General features: G+C 64.4%; 11 protein-coding genes. 4 read left to right on the top strand and 7 right to left on the bottom strand.

Going from position 1 to position 23,470, the window contains the following annotated elements; genetic code table 11:
* Window positions 1–24: 24 nt before the first annotated feature.
* Window positions 25–1,356, bottom strand: coding sequence for an ATP-binding protein (locus B0E42_RS01910; RefSeq protein ID WP_077505456.1), 1,332 nt, complete (start codon window positions 1,354–1,356; stop codon window positions 25–27).
* On the bottom strand, window positions 1,353–2,033 hold the full coding sequence (locus B0E42_RS01905) for a response regulator (RefSeq protein WP_013692602.1): 681 nt from the start codon (window positions 2,031–2,033) through the stop codon (window positions 1,353–1,355). The genes B0E42_RS01910 and B0E42_RS01905 overlap by 4 nt, the downstream gene beginning before the upstream one ends.
* 175 nt (window positions 2,034–2,208) lie before the next feature.
* Between B0E42_RS01905 and dsbD the strand changes: the two genes are divergently transcribed.
* The 3 genes from dsbD to dsbG are packed head-to-tail and all read left to right on the top strand — an operon-like array spanning window position 2,209 to window position 5,548.
* Window positions 2,209–3,936 (top strand): protein-disulfide reductase DsbD, encoded by a 1,728-nt coding sequence (dsbD, locus tag B0E42_RS01900; RefSeq protein ID WP_053181515.1) that lies wholly within the window; start codon window positions 2,209–2,211, stop codon window positions 3,934–3,936.
* Window positions 3,936–4,805: a TlpA disulfide reductase family protein gene (locus B0E42_RS01895; RefSeq protein WP_053181518.1), complete on the top strand. Its 870-nt coding sequence runs from the start codon at window positions 3,936–3,938 to the stop codon at window positions 4,803–4,805. Before dsbD ends, B0E42_RS01895 begins: the two co-directional genes overlap by 1 nt.
* The gene (gene dsbG / locus B0E42_RS01890; protein ID WP_077505454.1) at window positions 4,781–5,548 is read left to right on the top strand and encodes a thiol:disulfide interchange protein DsbG; all 768 of its coding nucleotides are present in this window, start codon (window positions 4,781–4,783) and stop codon (window positions 5,546–5,548) included. Before B0E42_RS01895 ends, dsbG begins: the two co-directional genes overlap by 25 nt.
* A 156-nt stretch (window positions 5,549–5,704) precedes the next feature.
* On the opposite strand, the gene B0E42_RS01885 is transcribed toward dsbG, so the two are convergent.
* A complete protein-coding gene (locus B0E42_RS01885) occupies window positions 5,705–6,511 on the bottom strand; it encodes an alpha/beta fold hydrolase (RefSeq protein ID WP_077505452.1) in 807 nt (268 codons plus the stop codon).
* A gap of 216 nt (window positions 6,512–6,727) precedes the next feature.
* Window positions 6,728–19,714, bottom strand: coding sequence for a non-ribosomal peptide synthetase (locus tag B0E42_RS01880; protein ID WP_077505450.1), 12,987 nt, complete (start codon window positions 19,712–19,714; stop codon window positions 6,728–6,730).
* Between the two features lie 270 nt (window positions 19,715–19,984).
* On the opposite strand from B0E42_RS01880, the gene B0E42_RS01875 reads away from it, so the two are divergent.
* On the top strand, window positions 19,985–20,533 hold the full coding sequence (locus B0E42_RS01875; RefSeq protein ID WP_024619408.1) for an RNA polymerase factor sigma-70: 549 nt from the start codon (window positions 19,985–19,987) through the stop codon (window positions 20,531–20,533).
* 211 nt (window positions 20,534–20,744) lie between these two features.
* Here the strand turns inward: B0E42_RS01875 and B0E42_RS01870 are convergent, their stop codons facing one another.
* The 3 genes from B0E42_RS01870 to B0E42_RS01860 all read right to left on the bottom strand — a co-directional run bounded on the left by B0E42_RS01870 (window position 20,745) and on the right by B0E42_RS01860 (window position 23,347).
* Window positions 20,745–21,758 (bottom strand): GNAT family N-acetyltransferase, encoded by a 1,014-nt coding sequence (locus B0E42_RS01870; protein WP_077505448.1) that lies wholly within the window; start codon window positions 21,756–21,758, stop codon window positions 20,745–20,747.
* Window positions 21,759–21,828: 70 nt separating this feature from the next.
* Complete coding sequence (locus tag B0E42_RS01865) at window positions 21,829–22,605, bottom strand: ABC transporter substrate-binding protein (protein WP_077505446.1); 777 nt, start codon at window positions 22,603–22,605, stop codon at window positions 21,829–21,831.
* A 115-nt stretch (window positions 22,606–22,720) separates the two neighbouring features.
* The gene (locus tag B0E42_RS01860) at window positions 22,721–23,347 is read right to left on the bottom strand and encodes a TetR/AcrR family transcriptional regulator (RefSeq protein ID WP_046063788.1); all 627 of its coding nucleotides are present in this window, start codon (window positions 23,345–23,347) and stop codon (window positions 22,721–22,723) included.
* Between the last annotated feature and the right edge of the window lie 123 nt (window positions 23,348–23,470).

Here is a 23,470-nt window from a genome sequence, read left to right as displayed (position 1 = left end):
CCACAGAGCCTTCCTACAGGCCAATCAGGCCGGTAACACCTGCACCGGAACCGTCAATTCAACCCGCAGGCCATCCGGGCGACTGTCGAAATGCAGGCCACAGCCGCAACGCTGGACGATGGCCTGGACGATCGCCAGCCCTAACCCGCAGCCGGTGCTCTGGCCGTTGCGCCAGAAGCGCTGGGTCAGGTGCTGGATGTCGTCGGCAGCGATGCCGGGGCCGTGGTCGCGGACCTGGAAGCGCACGCGCTGGCCGATCATCTCCAGGCTCAGCTCCACATCGGTATCGTCCGGCGTATGGCGCAGGGCGTTATCCAGCAGGTTGCGCAAGGCGGCGATGGAGAGCACCGCCGGCATCTGCACCGGTGCATCGGACAACCCTGGGGATACGTGCAGCCTGATCCGCCGGGAATCACTGCTGGCGGCATCCTGGATCGCCAACCGCGCGACCTGTTCGGCGTTGCATTGCACGCCATCGTCGAACGACAGGCTGCCTTCGACCCGCGCCAGCAGCAGCAACTGTTCGAGCGTACGATGCATGCGGTCGGCGCCCTCCTCGGCCCGGGCCAGGGATTGATCGCGGGCGACACCCTCGGTCATGCGCGCCACTTGCAGGTGCGTCTTGATGGCGGTCAGCGGGCTGCGCAGCTCGTGGGCAGCGTCGCCGGTCAGCCGTCGCTCGCGCTCGATGGTCTTGCCGATGCGCTGGAACAACTGGTTCTGGGTCTCCAGCAACGGCCGCAGTTCGCTGGGCAGCGGATGGATCTGCAAGGGTTCCAGGGAGTCGGCATTGCGCCGCATCAGCGCATCGCGCATGCGATTGAGCGGTGCCAGGCCCTGGCCGATGCCGAGCCACAACAGGCACAGGCAACCGAGCAATGCCACGCCCACCGGCACCGAGGCGGCCAGCAGTATCGACATGTTCAGGGCTTCCCGTTCGATCTGGCGATCGGCAGTGGTGATGCGCAAGTCCCCCCGGGCCAGGGTGAAACTGCGCCAGGGCGCGCCGTCGATCATCTGGTCGTGGAAACCCATCTTCTCGGCTTCCAGGGTTTGTTCCGGAGTGCCATGGCTGCGAGCCAGAATCTCGCCGCGCAAGGAACTGACCTGGCAGGCCATGCCGCCAGGAATGCTCAATGGCTCGGAGCTCAAATGCGTGCCGTCGCCCTTGCTGGGCAACGGTGGCATCTGCTCCAGCAACCCGGCGACCATCCGCGCGGAGGCCACCAGGCGCTGGTCGAGGGAAAACATCATCTGGTTGCGCAGATCGCTGAGCATCCACGCCGCGGCCAGGGCCCAGATCAGGGCAAAGGCCGCGCCGAGGGTCAGGCTCAGGCGCAGTCGCAGGCTCATCACTTGGAAGACTCTCCACCTTCGGCTGGCCCCAGGCGATAGCCCAGGCCGCGCACAGTCTCGACAATCCCGTTGCCCAACTTGCGCCGCAGGTGATGAATATGGACGTTGAGGGCGTTGCTTTCCAATTCGTCGTTGAAGCCGTAGACGCTGTCCTTGAGCTGTTCGGTGGACAGCACCCGACCGCGACTGTGCAGCAGCGCCTGCAACAGCGATTGCTCGCGCCGGGACAGATCCACCGGCTGGCCGTCCAGGGTGGTTTCCCGACTGCTGGGGTCGTAGGTCAGGCGACCGTGCTCGATCAGGTTGACGCTGCGCCCCGCTACGCGCCGCAGCAACGTGTGCAGGCGCGCCGCGAGTTCGCGCAGGTCGAAGGGTTTGAGCAGGTAGTCATCGGCGCCGGCCTGCAAGCCGTCGACCCGATCGGTTACCGAGTCTCGGGCAGTGAGGATCAGCACTGGCGTCTCCAACCCCTGCTGACGCAGTTGCCTGAGCAGCTTGAGACCGTCCTCGTCGGGCAATCCCAAGTCCAGCACCATGACATCGAATTCCGCCACGCCGACCATCGCCCGCGCCGCCGATGCGGTGGCGACGTGCTCGACAGTCAGGCCCTGCGCCGTAAGGCCGGCAACGATCCCGCTGGCAATCAACTCATCGTCTTCGCAGACCAGTACGCGCATGGTAAGCCCCGTGGAAAAAGGTACATTAGGCCGCCGGCCGATTAAGCCGACATTATGCGACGAGTACGGCCAACATGGGCGATCATTGCTGCCTGCCGGTCGTCGCCGGGTTAATCGACGGTTAATCGCCAGCCGCCATTGTGTTTTCCACTTGCTTCGTTCTAAGGCTTTATCCATGCGTCGATTGTTTTTGCTGTGGCTGTTCCTGATCTCGGGCCTGGCCCAGGCCGCCAATCCCTTCGAAACCAAACCCGATTTCCTGCCGGTGGAAAAGGCGTTCGTGTTGACCTCCGAACGCCTGGACTCCGGTGAAACCCAGCTGTTCTGGCAGATCGCCGATGGGTACTACTTGTATCAGCAGCGCCTTAAATTCGATGGCCTGGCCGAGGCGCAAAAACCCAAGCTGCCAGAGGGTGAAGCCCACAGCGACGAGTTTTTCGGCGACCAGCAGGTCTATCGCCAGGCGCTGGAGCTGAAGATTCCGGCCGGTGCCACGGGCAAGATCAAGGTCGGTTTCCAGGGCTGCGCCGACGCCGGCCTGTGCTATCCACCCCAGACCCAAGTGGTCGACCTGGGTGGCAGCGCACCGGTGGCGGCCAGCGGCGAGGCGCCGGACCAGGCCCTGGCCAGCGGCCTGCAACAACGGGCCCTGGGCTGGAGCCTGCTGGTGTTCTTCGGCCTGGGCCTGCTGCTGGCGTTCACCCCCTGTTCGCTGCCGATGCTGCCGATCCTGGCCGGGCTGGTGGTGGGCAGCGGCGCCGGACCGAGACGCGGCCTGGCCCTGGCCGGCAGCTACGTGATCAGCATGGCCCTGGTGTACGCCGCCATGGGCGTGCTCGCCGCGCTGCTGGGGGCCAACCTCCAGGCGTTGCTGCAACAACCGTGGCTGTTGGGCAGCTTCGCAGCCGTATTCGTGTTGCTGGCGCTGCCCATGTTCGGCTTCTTCGAATTGCAATTGCCGGCCGCCCTGCGTGACCGCCTGGAAAACGCCGGGCGTCAGCGCCGCGGTGGCAGCCTGGTGGGCGCCGGCATTCTCGGGGCGCTGTCCGGCCTGTTGGTGGGCCCGTGCATGACCGCGCCGCTGGCCGGCGCGCTGCTGTATATCGCCCAGAGCGGCAATGCGCTGCACGGCGGGCTGATCCTGTTCACCATGGGCATCGGCATGGGCTTGCCACTGTTGCTGTTGGTAACCGTGGGCAACCGCTTCCTGCCCAAGCCCGGCGCCTGGATGAACCTGCTCAAGGGCGTGTTCGGTTTCCTGTTCCTGGGCACCGCGCTGCTGATGATTCGCCCGATCATCGACGGTTCGTTGTGGGTCGGCCTGTGGGGCGTGCTGTTGTTGATCGCCGCCTACAGCGCCTGGCGCCAGACCGAAGGGTTCGGCCGCATCGCCTATGTCTGCGGCAGTGCCTCGTTGCTGTTCGGCCTGTGGGGCAGCCTGCTGGTGATTGGCGCGGCGGGCGGCGGCGAGGATTTCTTCCAGCCCCTGAAGGTCTACGCCGGCAGCGAGCGCAGTGCGACCGTCAGTGCCCATGACGCGTTCGTCACGGTCAGCGAGCCCGCCGCCCTGCAACGGGAACTGGACGCCGCCAAGGCCCAGGGCCAGTGGGTGCTGCTGGACTACTACGCCGACTGGTGCGTGTCCTGCAAGATCATGGAAAAACAGGTCTTCGGCCGCAGCGAAGTGCTCGACGCCCTGAAAGGCGTGCGCCTGCTGCGCCTGGATGTCACCGCCGACAGCCCCGCCAGCCGCGAACTGCTGAGCCGGTACCAGGTGCCGGGACCGCCGAGCCTGCTGTGGATCGGCGCCGACGGTGAAGAGCGCCGCAGCCAGCGGATCACCGGGGAAGTCGACGCCAAGGCGTTCCTGGAGCGCTGGAACCTCACCCGGGACGCGCGCTGATGCTGACGTTTACCTTGGGCACCTTTGCCATCGCCCTCAACCACCTGTTGCTCATCAGCGCCCTGGCCCTGGCGACCTTCGTCGGCTGGCGGGTGGCCAAGCGCGGTGGCGAAAACCCCGAGTCGGTGCTGTTCGTGCTGTTTCTACTGGGCCTGCTGGCCGCACGGATCGGCTTCGTCGTCGCCTATTGGCAACATTACCGGGACGACCCGTGGCAGATCGTCGACCTGCGCGATGGTGGCTTCCTGGCCTGGCCTGGCATCGTGGCGCTGCTGATCGGCGCCTTGTTGTGGGCACGCCGCCGTCCACCCCTGCGCCGGCCGTTGGGCTTCGGCGTCGGCAGCGGCTTGCTGTTCTGGCTGGTGGCGACCCTGTCGCTGACAATTTATGAACAAGGCACCCGGCTGCCGGACATCACCCTGCGCACCGCCGACGGCGAGACCGTGAAACTCACCGATTACCAGGGCGGCCCCCTGGTGATCAATCTATGGGCCACCTGGTGCCCGCCCTGCCGGCGTGAAATGCCGGTGCTCGAAGAAGCCCAGCAACAGCGTCCGGACCTGACCTTCCTGTTCGTCAATCAGGCCGAAAGCATGCAAAGCGTCAGCACTTACCTTGCCACCCAAGGCCTGAGCCTGACCAATGTATTGTTCGATGGCAGCGGTCGCCTCGGCCAGGCCGTGGGTTCCATGGCTCTACCGACTACCCTGTTCTACAGCGCCGACGGTCGCCTGCTGGGCAGCCACCTGGGGGAATTGTCGGAAGCGAGCCTGGCTCGCGCCCTGGAAAACTTCGAAACGCCGGACTCGTCCACGACGCCCCACTCCGCCACAAGGAAAACGCCATGCCCCGCCTCCGCCACCTGCTGACCCTGGCCGTTGCCGCCGCACTGTCGCAGGCACCGCTGCTCCAGGCCGAAGAATTGTCTGCAGCGATCAAGAAGATCGAAGCCAAGGGCGCAAAAATCATCGGTACCTTCGACGCGCCGGACGGCTTGCGCGGTTACGCGGCGCAATACCAGAACCGTGGCATGGCGCTGTACCTGACCCCGGATGGGCAGCACGTCCTGCTGGGCAACCTGTACGACGCCGACGGCAAGGACCTGAGCGCCGAGCCGCTGCAAAAACTGGTCTATGCGCCGATGGCCAAGGCCATCTGGGCGAAAATGGAAGCGAGCAACTGGATCGCCGACGGCAACAAGGACGCGCCGCGCACGGTGTACCTGTTCAGCGACCCGAACTGCCCGTACTGCAACATGTTCTGGGAACAGGCTCGGCCTTGGGTCAAGGCCGGCAAGGTGCAGTTGCGCCACATCATGGTGGGCATCATCCGCGAAGACAGCCCGGGTAAATCCGCCGCCTTGCTGGCCGCCAAGGACCCGGAAAAAACCCTGGCCGAGCATGAAAAGGCCGGCAAGGGCAGCCCGCTCAAACCGCTCAAGGCCATACCGCCGGCCATCCAGGCAAAACTGGACGCCAACCAGCAGTTGATGGACGAACTGGAACTGTCCGCCACCCCGGCGATTTTCTATCTGGATGAAAAAGGCGACCTGCAACAGCAGCAAGGCGCGCCGTCACCGGACAAACTGGTGAAGATTCTCGGGCCGAAGTGACTGGCCTCGCTGTAGACCCCTTGCTCGCGATGGCGGCAGATCAGTCAGCATTGATGTGACAGACACACCGCAATCGCGAGCAAGCTCGCTCCCACATTGGATCTGCGTCGATCACAAGTCCCCTGTGGGAGCGAGCCTGCTCGCGATAGCGGTGGATCAGCGACGCAAGAGTCCCAGCAACATCCGATTCACGAATTCCGGGTTCTCCAGATTGGAGATATGCCCCGCCTCCGGAATCGACACATGGGAGCAACCGATCAACTCGGCCATCTCCAGCGACTCGGACGGCGGCCGCGGTTTGTCCTGGTCGCCAAACATCACCGTCGTGCGCTTGGCGTCCAGTTCATGCAGGCGCGGCAGGATGCTGTCCCGACCGAAAATGATCCGCCCCAGCGGCACGATGCTGTCGCGCAGGCGATCGGTCGGCAGCGCGGCCAGTGTGGCCCGGAACTGCTGGTAGAGCGCCGAATGCGGGTCGATCCCCGGCCGGAAGAAAATCGGCACGATGATGTCCAGCAAGGGTTCGGGAATGCTGCCGCTGGCTTCGATCTTGTCGAACAGCGAGAAGTAATACTGGCGAGTCGGTTCCGGCTCGACGCCGACGTAGGTGTCCATCAACACCAGCGATTGCACGCGTTCAGGCGCCGCCAGCGCCAACCGAGCGCCCCACATCCCGCCCACCGAAAGCCCGACCAGATTGAAGCAGTCGATGTCCAGGTGATCCATCAACGTCAACGCCTGGCGAGCCAGGTCGTCCAGGGAGGTCATGCCCTCAGGCAAACGCCCGGACTGGCCGTGCCCCCACAAGTCCAGGGCGATGACTCGATAATGCTGGGACAACACCTCGATCTGCGGCGTCCACATGGTGTGGTCCCACAGATAGCTGCTGCCCAGCAGCACCACCGGGCCCTGGCCTTGGTCCAGGTAATGGAGCGGCTGTCCGTCAATGATTGAAAAGGGCATGGGTGACCTCCTTGTTTGAGTCTGGAAAAAGCCTTGGGGAGACTGAGCTGTGCAAGCTGAGCAGTCAACCTTTGAGCCAGCAGTGCCTGTGCTGCCCCCATCGCGGGCAAGCCTTGCTCCCACAGGGTTGAAGCTCGAACACAAATACTCTGTTCGCCGCTGATCCCTGTGGGAGCAAGGCTTGCCCGCGATGGGGCCGCTACAGGCGCCGCAAAACTACATTCCTTCCAACTCCGCCATCAAATCATTCAACCGATCCACCTTCTCCTCAGTGATCTCGCTGGCCGCCAGCCCATCGATGTAGTCGGCCAGTTCCTGCACCGTGCTGCATTCGAACATCGCCCGCAGCGGTACGTTGCGTTGCAGGGCCTTTTGCACCCGCGAGGCGATCTGCGTCGCGAGCAAGGAATGCCCGCCCAATTCGAAGAAGTTGTCCCGCACCCCCACCCGCTCGACTTTCAGCACCTGGGCCCAGATGTCTGCCAGGGCCTGCTCCAGTTCATTGCCGGGGGCTTGGTAGTCCTGGCTTTGCAACTGGCCGATCTCCAGGGCCGGCAAGGCCTTGCGATCGAGCTTGCCGTTGGCGTTGAGGGGCAGGCGCTCGAGCCACAGCCAGTGCAGCGGCACCATGTATTCCGGCAGTTCGGCCCGCAGGCGCTGCTTGATGCGCTCCAGGCGCTCGGCGGGTTTCAGTGCCGAGTCAGTGGCGACGAGGTAGCCCACCAGATGCTTGCCATTGGCGCCCTCCTGCACGCCCACTGCCCCGTCGCGCACTTCCGGCTGTTCATGCAAGCGCGCTTCGATTTCCCCCAGCTCGATGCGGTAGCCGCGGATCTTCACCTGATGGTCGATGCGCCCGACGTACTCCAACACCCCATCGCTGCGCCGCCGCGCCAGGTCGCCGGTACGGTACAGCCGCTCCCCCGGCGCACCGAACGGATTCGGCACAAAGACCGGGGCGGTGCGCAACGGATCGCTGACATAACCACGCCCGACCCCGGTGCCCGCCACGCACAACTCACCCACCGCGCCCAGCGGCACCAGGTCCAGCGCGCCGTCGAGCAGGTACAGACGATTGTTGTCGGTGGGCGTGCCAATCGGCAGATACGTACCACGGGTCGAGGCCAGGTCGACCCGGAAGAACGCCACGTCGTCGGAGCATTCCGCCGGGCCGTAGGCGTTGACCAGGCCGATGTCCGGGTAACGCAACAACCACTGGTGGGCCAGTTCCGGTGGCATCGCTTCGCCGGTCGGCAGCATCCAGCGCAAGCCGTCCAGACCGATGCGTTCCTGGGCAAGCATGCCCTGGATCAGCGACGGCACGCTTTCCAGCACACTAATGCCCTGCTGCTGTACATGCTCCAGCAGCCCTTGCGGGTCGTGGGCAATGGCGTTGGGCACGATGTCGACCCGGGCACCGAACAACGGCGCGGCCAGGAACTGCCAGACCGAAATATCGAAGCTCTGCGAAGCGGTCTGGGCGATCACATCCGCCTCGCTCAGCGCCAGGTACGGCACTTTGCTCAGTTGGTTATTGAGCATGCCTCGCTGCTCCACCATCACGCCTTTGGGCAGGCCGGTGGAGCCGGAGGTGTAGATCACGTAGGCGAGGTTATCCGGCCCGCTGTAGACACCTGGGTCTTGCGGTGAAAAGTCGCTGGCCTGGACGGTTTCCCACACCAGCAGTTTCGGTCGCCCGGAACAGGCGAACTCGTCCAGCAACGCCTGCGCCTGAGCCTCGCAGGCCTGGGTGCAAACCAGCAACGGCGTGCGGCTCAATTCGATGATGCGGCTCAGGCGCTGGCTCGGCAGGCCGGGATCCAGCGGCAGATAGCCGGCACCGGCCTTGAAGCTGCCGATGATCATGCCCAGCAACTCGGCATCCCGTTCGGCCAGCAGCGCCACGGGCTGATCCAGGCCGACACCGGCAGCGATCAGGGCGTGGCCGAGGCGGTTGCTGCGCGCATTCAACTCGGCGTAGCTGTAGCTCGCTTCCAGGCAACTGACCGCAGGGCGGTGCGGATGGGTCGCGACCCGCGCCTCGAACAGCTCGACGTAGCTCTGCTCCAGCGGATAGGCATGCTCGCTCTGGTTGCAGCCTTCGATGAGGAAATCCTGTTCTTGAGCACCGATCAGCGGCAGCTCGCTCATGTCGCCGTGCAAGCCCTCCATCAGCGCCAGCAGCAACCGCTTGAACTCGCCCAGCAGCCCCTGGACGGTGTTTTCATCGAAGTAGCGCTGGTCGTACGAAAGGTGCAGCCCCAGGTCATCCCCCGGGTAGCAGACCGCCGTCAGCGGGAAGTTGGTGTGGGTCCGGCCCGAATCCGAAGTGGCGTTGAGGCTTTGGGCGCGGTCCAGCACCGAGACCTCCACCGGCGCGTTCTCGAACACGAACAAACTGTCGAACAGCGGCTGGCCCTTGGGCAGTTCGCTGACCTCCTGGATGCTCACCAGCGGCAGGTATTCGTACTCGCGCAGTTGCATGTTGCGGTCCAGCAAATCGCTGAGCCACTGGCGCACGCTGCAACGCTGATGGTCCTCAGGCATCTGCACGCGCAAGGCGATGCTGTTGATGAACAGCCCCACGGTGCGTTGCATCTGCGGCAGCTCCACCGGGCGCCCGGCCACGGTGACGCCGAACAGCACGTCGCGGTCGCCGCTGACCCGGCGCAGCACCAGGGCCCACGCCGCCTGGGCGAACGTGTTGACCGTCAGTTGATGGGCCTGGGCCAATTCCCGCAGCCGCGCACCGTCCCGGGCATCGAGACGGGTGTAGCAGTCGCCGACGATCATGCCGCCACTGTCACCGGCGTGCTCGCGCAGGAACGGTCGGTCGCCAGGGATCGGGGTGGTCCGCTCGAAGCCTTGCAGGTTGCGCTGCCACCACTGGCGGGCTTCGGCCAGGCTCTGGTGCTGCAGCCAGCCGATGTAGTCGCGATAACGCGGTGGCACGGCCAACTGCGCTTCGCGGTTTTCACCCAGGGCGGTGTAAATCTCGAAGAAGTCGTCCATCAGCAGCGAACGGCACCAGGCATCAATGAGGATGTGGTGGTTGCTCATCATGAACCAGTAGCGCGCCGCGCCGACCCGAATCAGCCGCAGGTGGAACGGCGCCTGGTTCAACAGATCGAAACCGGCCTCGCGCTCGTCCTTGAGCAGGGCCTGGAGCTTGGCTTCCTGGGCGTCTTCGGGCACCTCGGACCAGTCGAGATAATCCACCGGCGTGCTGCCGGGCTTGTGGATGATTTGCAGCATGTCTTCGCCAACGTTCCAGCAGAACGATGCGCGTAAGGCTTCGTGGCGGGCGATAACCGCTTGCCAGGCCTGGGCAAAACGCTGCGGGTCCAATTCGCTGTTGATGCGATAGCGATCCTGCATGTAGTACAGGCCCGTGCCCGGTTCCAGCAAGGTGTGCAACAGCATGCCTTCCTGCATCGGCGTCAGCGGGTAGACGTCTTCGATCTGCCCGGCCGGCACCGGCAGGCTGTCGAGCTGGCCCTGGGTCAGCTTCGCCAGGGGGAAGTCCGATGGCGTCAGGCCGCCCGCCTCGTCCGTCAGGCAGTGCTCGATCAGGCGTTGCAACTCATCGAGGTAGGCCTCGGCCAGGGTGGCGATAGCCTGACGATCATGACGTTCACGACTGAACGTCCAGCGCAGCACCAACTCGCCACCGCTGACCTGGCTGTCGACACTCAGCTCATTGGGCAGCGGCGCCTCGGGATCGTGGATCGCCCCCAACGGCGCATCCAGCGGCTGGAACAGCGCATCCTGACCGAGGGTCTGGTCGAGTTGGCCCAGGTAGTTGAAGGTGATCGCCGCGTGCGGCAGGTTGGCCATCGTCTGGCGAGTCGTCGCGTCGGCCAGGTAGCGCAATACGCCATGGCCGAGGCCCTTGTGGCGCACCGCGCGCAGTTGTTCCTTGATCGCCTTGATCGACGCACCAAAGCCTTCGGCCGCTGGGCTCAGGCGCACGGGATAGGCGCTGGTGAACCAGCCGACGGTGCGGGTCAGGTCGATGTCGTCGAACAGCGCTTCGCGGCCGTGGCCTTCAAGCTGGACCAGGGCCGAGGCATGGCCACTCCAGCGGCACAGCACCCGGCCTAGCGCCGTGAGCAGCAGGTCGTTGACCTGGGTGCGGTAGGCGCTCGGCGCCTGTTGCAACAGTTGCCGGGTGCGCTCGGCGTCCAGGCGCACGCTGACAGTTTCAGCATGACGTTCCTGCAGCCCGCCCTCGGGATTCGCGCACGGCAGCCGCACCTGCGCGCCACTCAACTGCGCTTGCCACCACACCAGTTCTTCGCGCAGGGATTCGCTGCCGGCGTAAGCCTGCAAGCGCGCGGCCCAGTCCCGCAATGGGCTGGTCTTGGCCGGCAGTTGTATTTCCTGCCCGGTGGTGAGCTGGCGGTAGACGGTTTGCAGATCGTCCATCAGCACCCGCCACGACACACCGTCGACCACCAGGTGATGGATGACGATCAGCAACCGTTGCTGGCCATCGGGTAACTGCGCCAGCACTGCGCGCAGCAATGGCCCGGTGGATAGATTGAAACGGCTCTGCGTTTCGGAAAACAACGCTTCGCAATCCTGTGTGGTGTCTACAGACACGTGCTGCAACAGCGCCACGTCAGACAACGGCTGGTGCTCGGCCCGCCAGTGCCCGGGGCTTTCGTCGAAGCCCAGGCGCAAGGCATCGTGGTGCTGGAAGACGCTGCGCAGTGCCTGTTCCAGCAGTTGCGGCGCCAGGGCCGTGGTCGGCGTCAGCACCAGCGCCTGGTTCCAGTGGTGCTGGTTGGGGATCTGGCGCTCGAAGAACCAGTGCTGGATCGGCGTCAGCCCGGACTCACCCTGCAACAGGCCCTGCTCGGCAAGCACCTGCTGGCTACGCGTGGCAACCGCGGCCAAGGTCTGCACGGTCTGGTGCTGGAACAAGTCCCGGGGGGTGAAATGAATGCCCCGCTGCCGGGCGCGGCTGACCACCTGGATAGACAGGATCGAATCGCCGCCCAGTTCGAAGAAGTTATCGTTAAGACCCACTTGCCCGACATTCAGCACCTCGCACCAGATCGCCGCCAGGGTCTGCTCCAGGGCATTGCTCGGCGCCACGTAGTGTTGGCGATTGAGTTCAGGGTCGGGCAGCGGCAAGGCGCGGCGGTCGAGCTTGCCGTTGGCGGTCAGCGGCATGCTCGCCAGCAGGATCAGGTGCGTGGGCACCATGTAGTCCGGCAACTGTGCCTTGAGGTGGTTTTTCAAGGCTTCGCGCAGGGCCGTTTGTTGTTCGGTGTCCTGTTCGGCGACAGCGGTCACCAGGTAGCCGGCCAGTTGTTTGCCGCCTGGCGTGTCGAGGGCCAGTACCACGGCCTCGCGCACCGCGTCATGTTCCAGCAGGCGGGTTTCGATTTCTCCCAGTTCGATGCGGAAGCCGCGGATTTTCACCTGATGGTCGATCCGCCCCAGGTATTCCACCAGACCGTCGGCACGCTGGCGCACCAGGTCGCCGGTGCGATAGAGGCGTCCGCCCTCGCTGGCGAACGGGTCGGCGACGAAACGCTCGGCGGTCATGCCCGGACGCTGGTGATACCCCTGGGCCAGACCGGCGCCGCCCACATACAACTCACCTGTGGCACCTTGGGGCACCAACGCCAGGTCGGCGTCGAGGATGTACGCCACACGGGCGCCAATCACGCTGCCTATCGGCACGCTGGCCGCGCCCTCTTCCAGTCGCTCCGGAGCCAGGCTCGCCAACGGCATGACCACGGTTTCGGTCGGACCATAGGCGTTGAAGAACAGGCTCGGGCTGAACGCCGCGCGAATGCGCTGCAAATGTTCGCCCGTCAGGGCTTCGCCGCCGGTGATGCACATGCGTACCGGCAGGGTCTGGCCTTGGGTCGCCAGCCACTGCGCCAACTGGCTGCCGTAGCTGGGGGTGAAGCCAAGGATGTTGATGCGATGCTGGCGAATCAGCCCGCAGATTTCCTCGGCGTCCCATTGGCCCTGGGCCCGCAGCACCACGTGGGCGCCACTGAGCAACGGCACCAGCAGGCGTTCGGTGGCCGCATCGAAGTTGATGGAATAGAAATGCAGCTCGCAATCGTCCGGGCGCATGCCGAAACGCTGGATCACCGCCTGGCAATGCATGGCGATTTCACCGTGGGACACCACCACGCCCTTGGGCTTGCCGGTGGAGCCGGAGGTGTAGATCAGGTACGCCTGGTGTTGCGGCAGGTTGATCAGCGGCAGCGGCTGATCCGGGTATTGGGCCAGGGCCGCCGAATCATCTTCCAGGCACCAGCAGCCCACGCCCTCGGGTAACGCACCGAGGGCCTGGAACATCGCCCGGTCACTGAGCAGCAGGCTGATGCCACTGTCTTCGATCATGTAGTTCAAGCGGTCCAGCGGGTATTCCGGGTCCAGCGGCACGTAGGCGCCGCCGGCCTTGAGGATCGCCAGCAGGCCGATGACCATTTCCAGCGAGCGCTCCAGGGCCAGGCCCACCCGCACCTGCGGCCCGACGCCTCGCTCGCGCAGCATCCAGGCCAGGCGATTGGCGCGGCTGTCCAGTTGCGCATACGTCAGGGTCTGCCCGGCGAACGTCAGCGCCGGTGCGTCGGGACGCGTCCGCGCCTGTTCGTCGAACAGTGCGTGGAGGCATTGGTCCAGGCGATGCTCACCCGGCTCGACGCCCAGGCTGTCGAGCAGCTGTTGCTGCTCGCGGGTGTCCAGCAACGGCAGTTCGCTCAGGCGTCGGGCCGGATCGACCAGCAGCGCCTCTAGCAGATTGCGCCAGTGCCCGGCCATGCGCGCGATGCGCGGCTCGTCGAACAGGTCGGTGCTGTAGGTCAGGCAGCAACCCAGGCGCCGGTCCAGGTCGGTGACTTCCAGGTTAAGGTCGAACTTGGTGGCCCGGGCGTCATTGACCAGGTATTCAACCGTCATGCCGGCCAGCGTGCGGCTCTGCTGGAATTCCCAGCGCTGCACGTTGCACATCACCTGGAACAGTGGGTTGTAGGCCGCACTGCGCGGTGGTTGCAGGGCTTCCACCAGATGATCGAACGGCAAATCCTGATGGGACTGGCCTTCGATGACGGTGTGGCGCACCTGTTCGAACAGTTCGCCCACCGACATCTGCCCGTCGAGCTGGCAACGCAACACCTGGGTGTTGAGGAACGCGCCGATCAGCCCTTCGCTTTCCGGACGGATGCGGTTCGCCACCGGCGCGCCGATGCGCAAGTCAGTCTGGCCGCTGTAGCGATAGAGCAGCACGGCCAGGGCGGCGGTCATGGTCATGAACAGGGTCAGGCCCTGTTGCGCGTTGAAGGCACGGACCCGCGCCGCCAAATCATCGCTGAGGTCGAAACGGAACAATTCACCGCGATGACTTTGCACCGATGGACGCGGACGGTCACCGGGCAGTTCCAGCAACGGATGTTCGCGGCCCAGTTGCGCGGTCCAATAGTCGAGTTGCCGTTGACGCTCGCCGGATTCCAGCCATTGGCGCTGCCAGACGCTGTAGTCCAGGTACTGCACCGGCAACGGTTCCAGCGGGGACTCACGATCGTCGATAAAGGCTTCGTACAGCGCGCTCAGTTCACGGGCGAAAATGTCCATCGCCCAGCCTTCAGTGACGATGTGGTGCAACGTCAGGACAAAGTAATGCTCATGCTCGGCGGTCTTGACCAGACAGGCCCGCAGCAGCGGCCCGGTTTCCAGGTCGAAAGGCTGGTGGGCCTCACTGTCGGCCAGTTGTTGCACCCGCTGCTGGCGAATGTCGGCGGCCAGCCTCGAGAAGTCCTTCCAGTCCATGCACAGGCCCGTCTCGCCGTGCACCTGCTGGCGGGCCACCCCGTCGACACTCGGGAACGTGGTGCGCAGGGTTTCGTGGCGCAGGATCAACGCCTGCAAGGCCGCCTCGAAGCGGCCGACATCCAGCACCCCGCGCAAGCGCGCCATGCCACCGACGTTGTAGGCCGGGCTGTCCGGCTCCATCTGCCAGAGAAACCACATGCGCTGCTGCGAATACGACAGCGGCACTGGTTGGCTACGGTCGACCTGCTCGATGGGCGGCTGGCGGTTGGTCTGGCCGCTGACCTGGATCAAGCGCACTTGTTCAGCGAAGGCTCCCAGCTCACTGGCTTCGAACAAAGTGCGCAGCGGTAGTTCGACGTCACAGGTTTGACGGGTGCGGGAAATGATCTGGGTCGCCAGCAGCGAATGGCCGCCGAGGGCAAAGAAATCGTCCCGCAGGCCGATGCACGCAAGGCCCAGCACGTCGCGCCAGATGCCGGCGATTTGCTGCTCCAGGGCACTGGCCGGCTCGACGTGCTCGCGCACCTGCCACTGCGGTTCGGGCAAGGCGCGGCGGTCGAGCTTGCCGCTCGGGCCCAGGGGCATGGTGTCCAGGCGCAGCAGTTGGGTGGGCACCATGTAGTCGGGCAGCTCGGCGGCCAGGGCGGTTTTGAGTCGAATGTTCAACGCGTCCTGGTCCTGAGCGACAGTCGAGGCGGTGTAATAGCCGATCAACTGCGGGCCGGCCGAGGTGTCGCGCACCAGCACTGCCACTTGGGCGACGCCGTCCTGGGCCAATAGGCGCGCTTCGACTTCCTGCGGCTCGACCCGGAAACCGCGCAGCTTGACCTGCTGGTCGAGGCGGCCGAGGTATTCGATCACGCCGTCAGCGTTCCAACGCGCGCGGTCGCCGGTGCGGTACAACCGCGCACCGGCCGGCCCCAATGGGTCGGCGACGAAGCGCTCGGCGCTCAGGCCCGGACGGCCGAGGTAACCCCGGGCCAGGCCCAGGCCACCGATGCACAGCTCGCCCGGCACACCGGCCGGCACGGGATTGAGCTCGCTGTCGAGTATCCGGCACAGGACGTTGCCCAGGGGACGGCCGATCGGCGAGCGCTCGCCATCGGCCTCGGTGCAATACCAATGGGTGACGTTGATCGCGGTTTCGGTCGGGCCGTAGCGGTTGTGCAATTGCACCGCCGGCAGTTGCGCCAACACCCGGTTGCGCAGTTCGGCGGGCAAGGCTTCACCGCCGGAGAACAACCGACGCAGGCTGTTGCAGCGCGCGCTCAGTGGCTCATCGACAAACAGGCTGAGCAACGGCGGCACGAAGTGCAGCGTGGTCACGCCAAACTGCTGCACCAACTGGGCGATGCGGTGTGGGTCACGGTGCTCTCCGGGGCCAGCCAGTACCAGTTGGCTGCCGGTGATCAGTGGCCAGAAGCACTCCCAGACCGACACGTCAAAACTGATCGGCGCTTTTTGCATCAGCACATCGCTGGCATCCAGCCCGTAGGTCGCTTGCATCCATTGCAGGCGCTCGGCCAGGGCCGCGTGGGTGTTGCCGACGCCTTTGGGCTGACCGGTGGAGCCGGAGGTGTAGATCACGTAGGCCAGGTGGTCGCCGTGCAAGTGCAGGCCCGGCGGATTGCTTGGCCATTGCTCCAGGTGCAGGGCGTCCATGGCGATGACTCTGACGCCGTCGCACGCCGGCAACCGTTCGAGCAGCGCGGTTTGGGTCAGCAGCAAGTCGACGCCACTGTCGTGGAGCATGTAGGCCAGGCGTTCGGCCGGGTAGTCCGCATCCAGCGGCACATAGGCACCGCCGGCCTTGATGATGGCCAGCACACCAATGAGCAACTGCGGCGAACGCTCGGCGGCAATCGCCACGCACACGTCGGGGCCAACGCCCTTGTCCCGCAGGTAATGGGCCAGGCGATTGGCCTGGGTGTGCAGCTCGGCATAATCGAGTTGACCACCGTCCCAGCGCAACGCAGTGCGTTGCGGCGTGCAGCGGGCCTGTTCGTTCAACAGCTCCGGCAGCCATTGGCTGGCCGGCGCGCACGGGGCCGCGCTCCATTGCTGCTGTTGGCTGTGTTCATCGGCGGCCAATAACGGCACATCACCGATGGCTTGTTGCGGATCGGTACAGACCGCCCGCAACAGGTTGCAGTAATGCGCTGCCAGCCGCTCAATGGTCGCCGCCTCGAACAGTTCGTCGGCGTAGTCGAACGACAGCGTCAGCCGGCCGTTGCGATCTTCTTCGCTGTGCAGTTGCAGGTCGAACTTGGCTTCACGGCTGTGCCACGGCAACTCCTCGGCCAGCAACCCCGGCAGGCGCCGCAAGGCACTCAAGTCACGCTGCTGGTGGTTGAACATCACCTGGAACAGGCCTTGCTCGCGCGCCTCGGGAAACGCTTCGAGCAATTGTTCGAACGGCAAGTCCTGGTGGGCCTGGGCACCGAGCGTGGCTTCCCGGGCCTGGGCCAGCAGCGCAGCGAATGGCTGACGTGAATCGACCTGCCCGCGCAGCACCTGGGTGTTGATGAAGAAGCCGATCAAGCCCTGGGTTTCCAGGCGCGGACGGTTGGCGTTGGGCACGCCAATGCGGATGTCGGATTGGCCGGTGTAACGCTGCAACAGCGCCTGGAAGGCTGCCAGCAACAGCATGAACGGTGTCGCGTCATGGGCCTGGGCCACGTGGCGCAGGGCCTCGCCGAGACCCTTGTCCAGGCGCAGGCTATGTCGCGCGGCACTGCGCTGGCGTTGAGCGCTGCGTGGGTGATCCGTGCCCAGCACCAGGGCCGATTGTTCCGCGCCCAGTTGCTGCTTCCAATAGCTCAGTTGGTGCTCGGCTTCGCCTTGGGCGAGCCACTGGCGCTGCCAACTGCCGTAATCGGCGTATTGCAAGGGCAACGGCGCCAGACCGGCGACCTGGCCTTGGGATGCAGCGGCGTACAGCCGGGAAAACTCTTCGACCAACACGTTCATCGACCAGCCGTCGGCGATGATGTGGTGCAGGGTCACCAGCAGCTGATGGTCATCCTCGTCGAGACGCAACAGGCTGACCCGCAGCAGTTGCCCCTTCTCCAGATCGAACGGCGTGGCCGCTTCGTCTTCTCGAACCTGCCGCGCCCGGGCTTCGCGCAAGTCGGCAGGCAGGTCGCCGAGATCGATGACATGCAGCTTGAATTCACCGGCCGGATCGACCTGTTGCAGGGCCACGCCATCCCGCTCCAGGAACCGCGTGCGCAGGGACTCATGACGCTCGATCAATTGCTGGAAACTGGCGCGCAACGCGTCTTCGTCCAGCTCGCCGCGCAGGTGCAAGGCGCCGGGAATATTGTAGGCATGGCTCGCCGGATCGAGCTGCCAGGTGATCCACAAACGGTTCTGGGCCAGGGATTGCGGCAACGCATCGGCGCGCGACAATGCGCTGATCGCGCCTTGAGGCTGGCCGCCGTCCTGTTGCTGGTTCGCCACCGCTGTGGCGAACGCAACCAGGGTCGGGGCTTCGAACAGCAGGCGCAGGTTCAACTCCAGCCCCAGGGTTTCCCGTAGCTTTGCGATCACCTGAGTGGCGGCGATGGAGTTACCGCCCAGCAGGAAGAAATGATCGTCAGCCTGGACGTGTTCGACCTGCAACTGCTCCTGCCAGATTTGGCCGATGAGCGTTTGCAGCTCGGAGGACGGCGCAGACTCGTCAGCGCCTTCTACCTTGGCCGACGGGAACTGTGCATAACTGTCCAAGCTGCCGTCGGCCAATCGACTACGGCACGCCGAGCGCTGCAACTTGCCGCTGGAAGTCTTGGGCAACGCGCCGGGATTGAGCAGCACCACCACGCTCGGGGCTTGCTGGCAGGCTTCGGCCACGGCCTGGCGAATGGCTTTGATCAAGGCTTCGGGCGCCAGGATTTTCTGCACGCTGCGGCTGATTTCCGCAGCGATGCCGATGCCTTCCTCGCCGTTATCGTTGACCGCGAACGCGGCCACGCGGCCCTTGCGCACCACCTCCACTTCACGCTCGATGGTTTGCTCGATGTCCTGGGGATAGAGGTTATGCCCGCGCACGATCAGCAGGTCTTTCAGGCGACCGGTGATGAACAGCTCGCCACCGCGCAGGAAACCCAGGTCACCGGTACGCAGCCAGGTCCGGCCATCGTGCTGGACAAAGGTCTGGGCGCTGGCTTCAGGGTTGCGCCAGTAACCCAGGGCGATGCTCGGGCCAGCAGCCCAGACTTCACCGACCTGATTGTCGGCCAACGGCTGCACCGTAGCGGGCTCGACGACCAGCAGCGCGTGCCCAGGCTGACTGACACCGCAACTCATCACCGCACTGCCCTGCCCCGGCTCGGCTCGGTTTTGCGCCAGTGCCGCATCATCCACCCGCAGCGAAGGAATACCGTGGCGGCGTGGCGTGCCGGCGACGAACAGCGTCGCTTCGGCCAGGCCGTAGGAGGCCATGAAATTGTCCGGTGTGAAGCCGCACGGGGCGAACTTCTCGGCAAACCGCTCCAGCGTGTCGAGGCGGATCGGCTCGGAACCGGAATAGGCCACGCGCCAGCCGCTCAGGTCGAGACGCTGCCGGGCCAAGTCACTGACCCGTTCGCTGCACAGCCGATAGGCGAAGTCCGGGCCACCGCTGATGGTGCCGCCGTATTCGCTGATTGCTTCGAGCCAACGCAGGGGCCGGGCCAGGAAGTAGGCCGGCGACATCAATACGCAGGGGACGCCGCTGAACACCGGCTGCAACAAGCCGCCAATCAGACCCATGTCGTGGTACAGCGGCAGCCAGCTGACGATGACGTCATCGGGGTTCAGGTCGATGCCGAAGCCATGACGGATCAGCAATTCGTTGGCCACCAGGTTGCCGTGGCTGACCTGCACGCCCTTGGGCAGCGCGGTGGAGCCGGAGGTGTATTGCAGGAAGGCAATGTCATCGTCCTGCAGCGCCGGCATCCGCCATTGCCCGGCGCGGGCCAGGTCGAGGGTATCGACGCACAACACCGGCGGTGCCGATTCGATGGCCTGCAACGGCTCGCACAGATCGCTACTGGTGAGCAACAGGCGCGGTTCGGCGTCGGCAATGATCGACAGCAAGCGCTCTTGATGATGGCGACGGGCGGACTCCGGCGGATAGGCCGGCACGGCAATCACCCCAGCGTAGAGGCAGCCAAAGAACGCCGCGACGTAATCCGGGCCGCTGGGGAACAGCAGCACGGCGCGATCACCCAGCGCCGCTTCGGCCTGCAAGGCGGCGGCGATGGTCCGGGCGCGCAGGTCCAGGTCGCGATAACTCAACACCACACCCTGCTCCGGGGTGTCGGCAAGGAAGCGCAGGGCCACCCGGTCCGGCGTCAACGCGGCGCGGCGCTGGAGGGCATGAGCCAGGGTGCTGGGGAGTTCGAACGCGTCGGTCATGGGGGTTTCCTGCCTGAATTCGGCTTGCAAGTTGTCACCCATGGGAACGGATAGCAGCGGCAAATAATTAGTCGCGAAGCCTGCGCACCGAAGCGGCCGACAGCCACGCGCCGCGGCAATGGGTCGCGGGGCCGAGGCTGGACTTTATTACGGCAATAATTCTTTTTCTCAATTGACAATCATTATCATTAAGCCTAATTTGGCGCTCGATGTGCAGGACGGGACCGACATCCGGACGTCCTGCTAACTTTTTGCAGCAAGGTGAATTCCATGACGGAACAAGTATCCACAAGCAGGTGCGACTCACCGTTACTCCAGGCATTCGTGGACAACCGATTGATCCTGGTCAAGATCGCGGCGCGCATTACCGGCTGCCGCTCCCGCGCGGAAGATGTGGTGCAGGACGCATTTTTCCGGCTGCAATCGGCACCGCAGATCACCTCCTCGTTCAAGGCCCAGCTCAGCTACCTGTTCCAGATCGTGCGCAACCTGGCGATCGACCACTACCGCAAGCAGGCGCTGGAACAGAAATACTCGGGGCCGGAAGAGGAAGGGTTGAACGTGGTGATCCAGGGTGCTTCGCCAGAAACCTCCCATATCAACTTCTCCACGCTGGAGCACATCGCCGACGCGCTGACCGAATTGCCCAGCCGCACCCGCTATGCCTTCGAGATGTACCGCCTGCACGGCGTGCCACAGAAGGACATCGCCAAGGAACTGGGCGTCTCGCCGACCCTGGTGAACTTCATGATCCGCGATGCCCTGGTGCATTGCCGCAAGGTGTCGGGGGTTCGAGGAGATACCTTCGCCCGGCGGTGATATGTCAGTTCCGACCCCATCGCGGGCAAGCCTTGCTCCCACAGGTTTTTCTGGCAGGCAGATAGCTTGTGAAGCCCAGAGCCTTTGGGAGCAAGGCCTTGCTCCCAAAGATTTTTCTGGCGGGCAAATAGTATGTGAAGCCCGGGGCCTGTGGGAGCAAGGCTTGCCCGCGATGGCGGCCTGTTAACCACCACCTGCCCCATGCCAAACCTCACATCAACCCACACCGATCAAAAAACCGCTCACGTCCCAGGATCATCAGCGCCGCGCGCTTGTGGGGGAAGTCGAATTCCTTTTCACAATGGAAGCACTGGTTGTGCAGGTGCCCGATCATCCGGGCATTGTCGGCCCGGGGCTCGGCGACCACGCGCTGGGTGCGCGGATCGTCCAGGAACAAGTAATGCACCAGCGCCGACAGCCAACTGGCCACCTTGTGCGGTCCCCGGTGTTGCTCTTCACCCACCAGCATGTGAATGCCGCGATCGTAGTTGCCAGCGTCATAGAACGGCGCGATCCGATCTTCCTTGGCCCAATAGGCTTCGAAATAAGCGAACGGCTGGTCATCGAAACAGCCGATCAGGGTCAAGACCCGGGGGTCGGCCTGCAGCTTGCCCAGGTACTCGCGATGCTGTTCCAGGCTGCCCTCCTCCTGCCAGAAACTCGCCACCCGCGGACTGTTCTGCCAGCGGTTGAAACGCGTAAGGTCCTCCTCGATTTCCAAGGTGCGCAAGGACACCCAGGCCCCCAGCCGCGCATCGAAACGCCGGTACACCTCGCCACGGGGCTTGATGGGCCGGCGTGGATGACGCTGGCCATTGGTGATGATCATGTGTTGCGGGTAACTGCCGTTGAACGACACTCCCAGCCAGGGCTGCGGCAATTGCCAGAACATCGTGCGCTCGCAAACGTATTCACCGGCACGTTCAGTGACCGTCAACAAACCGCTGAGCAAGGCTTCGCCGGGGCGCTCGTCGAGGTGCCAGGTCAGGCGCTGGCAGTCGGGATCGCGAGCAAACAGCCAATAGCAGGCCGCCCACAGCGCCGGGCCCACTGGGCGGTCGTTGATTTCCTGCAAGTGCACGTGCAACTCGGGACCGCGCGCAAGGCGCAGCCGGATCAGCGGCGCGCCTTCGAGCATCAGGCTCAGGTGGCGTTCGGTTTCATCGGCGCCGAGGCGACGGCCGCCGGGCAAGGGCAGCGTCGTCGGGTGATTGAAGTTGGACATGGGAGGGGCTCGCGTATTCGTCGGTAGTCAACGTGGGACGTGAGCCGGGGAGGGAAATTTAGTGTCGCCTTCAATGGGAATGCGTGGGCACCAGTTGGATCTGGTAGGGCTGGAAAATCTTCAACAACTGACCGTTATCCCGCAGCGTTTGCAGCAACTGGGCAAACGCTTCACTGGAAATGGGCGCCTGTGGCCGGATCAGCGCGAAATGGTGGTAAACCTGATCGATACGCTCGGACACCAGCAATTGCGGGCCGACGTCCGGATTGCGCAACACGTAATCGTTGAGGTACGAACGGGTCACCAGGGCGATATCCGCCCGTCCTCGCAACACCATCAACAGGTTGCTGTCGTGGGAATACGTCAGCGTGGCGTTGTATTGGCCGGCGAGGAACTTGGGGTCGGCGTTGAATTCGGCAAAGGCGTAGTGATAACCGCTGAACAGGGCCAGGCGCTTGCCCCTGAGGTCAGTGAAATAACTTTGCTGTCGATCCGGCTGGCGCTGGGCGACGAAGACTTCCGCATCCTCCAGGCCCATGTCCACCGAGGTGTGCGGCACATCCTGCCAGCCCCACTCGGGGTTCTCGAAAATCGCCATGTCGACCCGGCCCTGCTTGAAATCATTGAAGCGGCGCGGGATCGACGTCGGCACCAGCACGAACTGGTAGTCGGTTTGCGACTGGTTCAAGGCCTCCACCATTTGCGGCAGCAGGCCGGTGTCGGCACCGTTTTCGGGACGAACGGTATAAGGCGGAAAATGCGCCGCGCCGATCCGCACCAGTTGCGCCGCCTCGGTCGGCAACGCCAGGAAAACGGCCAGAGCAGCCAGCAGCAGACGCGAGGTCATCCTCATCGGCGAAAACGTCAAGATAACCCACTCCCCAAAAGTCCCATCAATAACAATCAAGCTAGGCGGTTTCAGCCACTTAGCCAGCCACACGGTCATTTAAGGCATTGCTCGATTATTGTTTTTCTTCAAGCACCAGGATCAGGGCTTGCTCGGCCAGCTCATCAAGGCTCAGGCTGCCTTCGGCGCGAAACCAGGTGGTGGTCCAGGACAACGCTCCCGTGAGGAACCGCCGGGTAATGAACACATCACCGCGAATATACCCGGCCTCCTTGGCCTGGCCCAGGACCTCGAGCCACAAGTCTTCATAAATATCACGCAGGGCCAGCACGTGCCGCTGCCCTTCCTGCGATAGCGAACGCCATTCATAGACCAGCACCGCCATGGCCTCGCCGGTGCCGCCCATGATCGACTGCAATTCGCAGCGAATCAGCGCCAATACCCGCTCACGCACGCTGTCGGCCTCGGCCAGGGCGGCGCGCATCAATGCGGTGTTGTAGCGGATGGTTTCTTCCATCACCGCCCGCAGGATTTCGTCCTTGCTCTTGAAATGGTGAAAGATGCTGCCTGACTGGATGCCCACGGCACTGGCCAGGTCGCGCACCGTGGTGCGCTCGAAGCCTTTGTTGCGAAACAGGTGGGCGGCGGTCTGGAGCAGTTTGCCGCGAGCACTGTCCGGGTCGGTCAGTTGCCCGTTGTCGACCAGCTCCCGCATCACGCCCAGGGCTTTTTGCTCGTCCACCCATTCTCTCCTACAGTCGATCAACCCACGCGCGAGCATTGCACACCAAATCATCAGTGGCGCGGGCAATTTAAGCTGACCGAGGCAACCAAGCAAGCGCTCGGCCAGAAGAACCAGCGGTCG

This window comes from Pseudomonas sp. A25(2017) (genome assembly GCF_002001065.1).
Lineage (GTDB): Bacteria > Pseudomonadota > Gammaproteobacteria > Pseudomonadales > Pseudomonadaceae > Aquipseudomonas > Aquipseudomonas kilonensis.
This window is presented reverse-complemented; position numbering and strand designations above follow the sequence as displayed.

Excerpts from the sequence above, each read along its gene's own strand:
- B0E42_RS01905 (WP_013692602.1), bottom strand. The coding sequence starts at position 2,033 with ATGCGCGTACTGGTCTGCGAAGACGATGAGTTGATTGCCAGCGGGATC.
- dsbD (WP_053181515.1), top strand. The coding sequence starts at position 2,209 with ATGCGTCGATTGTTTTTGCTGTGGCTGTTCCTGATCTCGGGCCTGGCC.
- B0E42_RS01895 (WP_053181518.1), top strand. The coding sequence starts at position 3,936 with ATGCTGACGTTTACCTTGGGCACCTTTGCCATCGCCCTCAACCACCTG.
- dsbG (WP_077505454.1), top strand. The coding sequence starts at position 4,781 with ATGCCCCGCCTCCGCCACCTGCTGACCCTGGCCGTTGCCGCCGCACTG.
- B0E42_RS01885 (WP_077505452.1), bottom strand. The coding sequence starts at position 6,511 with ATGCCCTTTTCAATCATTGACGGACAGCCGCTCCATTACCTGGACCAA.
- B0E42_RS01880 (WP_077505450.1), bottom strand. The coding sequence starts at position 19,714 with ATGACCGACGCGTTCGAACTCCCCAGCACCCTGGCTCATGCCCTCCAG.
- B0E42_RS01875 (WP_024619408.1), top strand. The coding sequence starts at position 19,985 with ATGACGGAACAAGTATCCACAAGCAGGTGCGACTCACCGTTACTCCAG.
- B0E42_RS01870 (WP_077505448.1), bottom strand. The coding sequence starts at position 21,758 with ATGTCCAACTTCAATCACCCGACGACGCTGCCCTTGCCCGGCGGCCGT.
- B0E42_RS01865 (WP_077505446.1), bottom strand. The coding sequence starts at position 22,605 with ATGACCTCGCGTCTGCTGCTGGCTGCTCTGGCCGTTTTCCTGGCGTTG.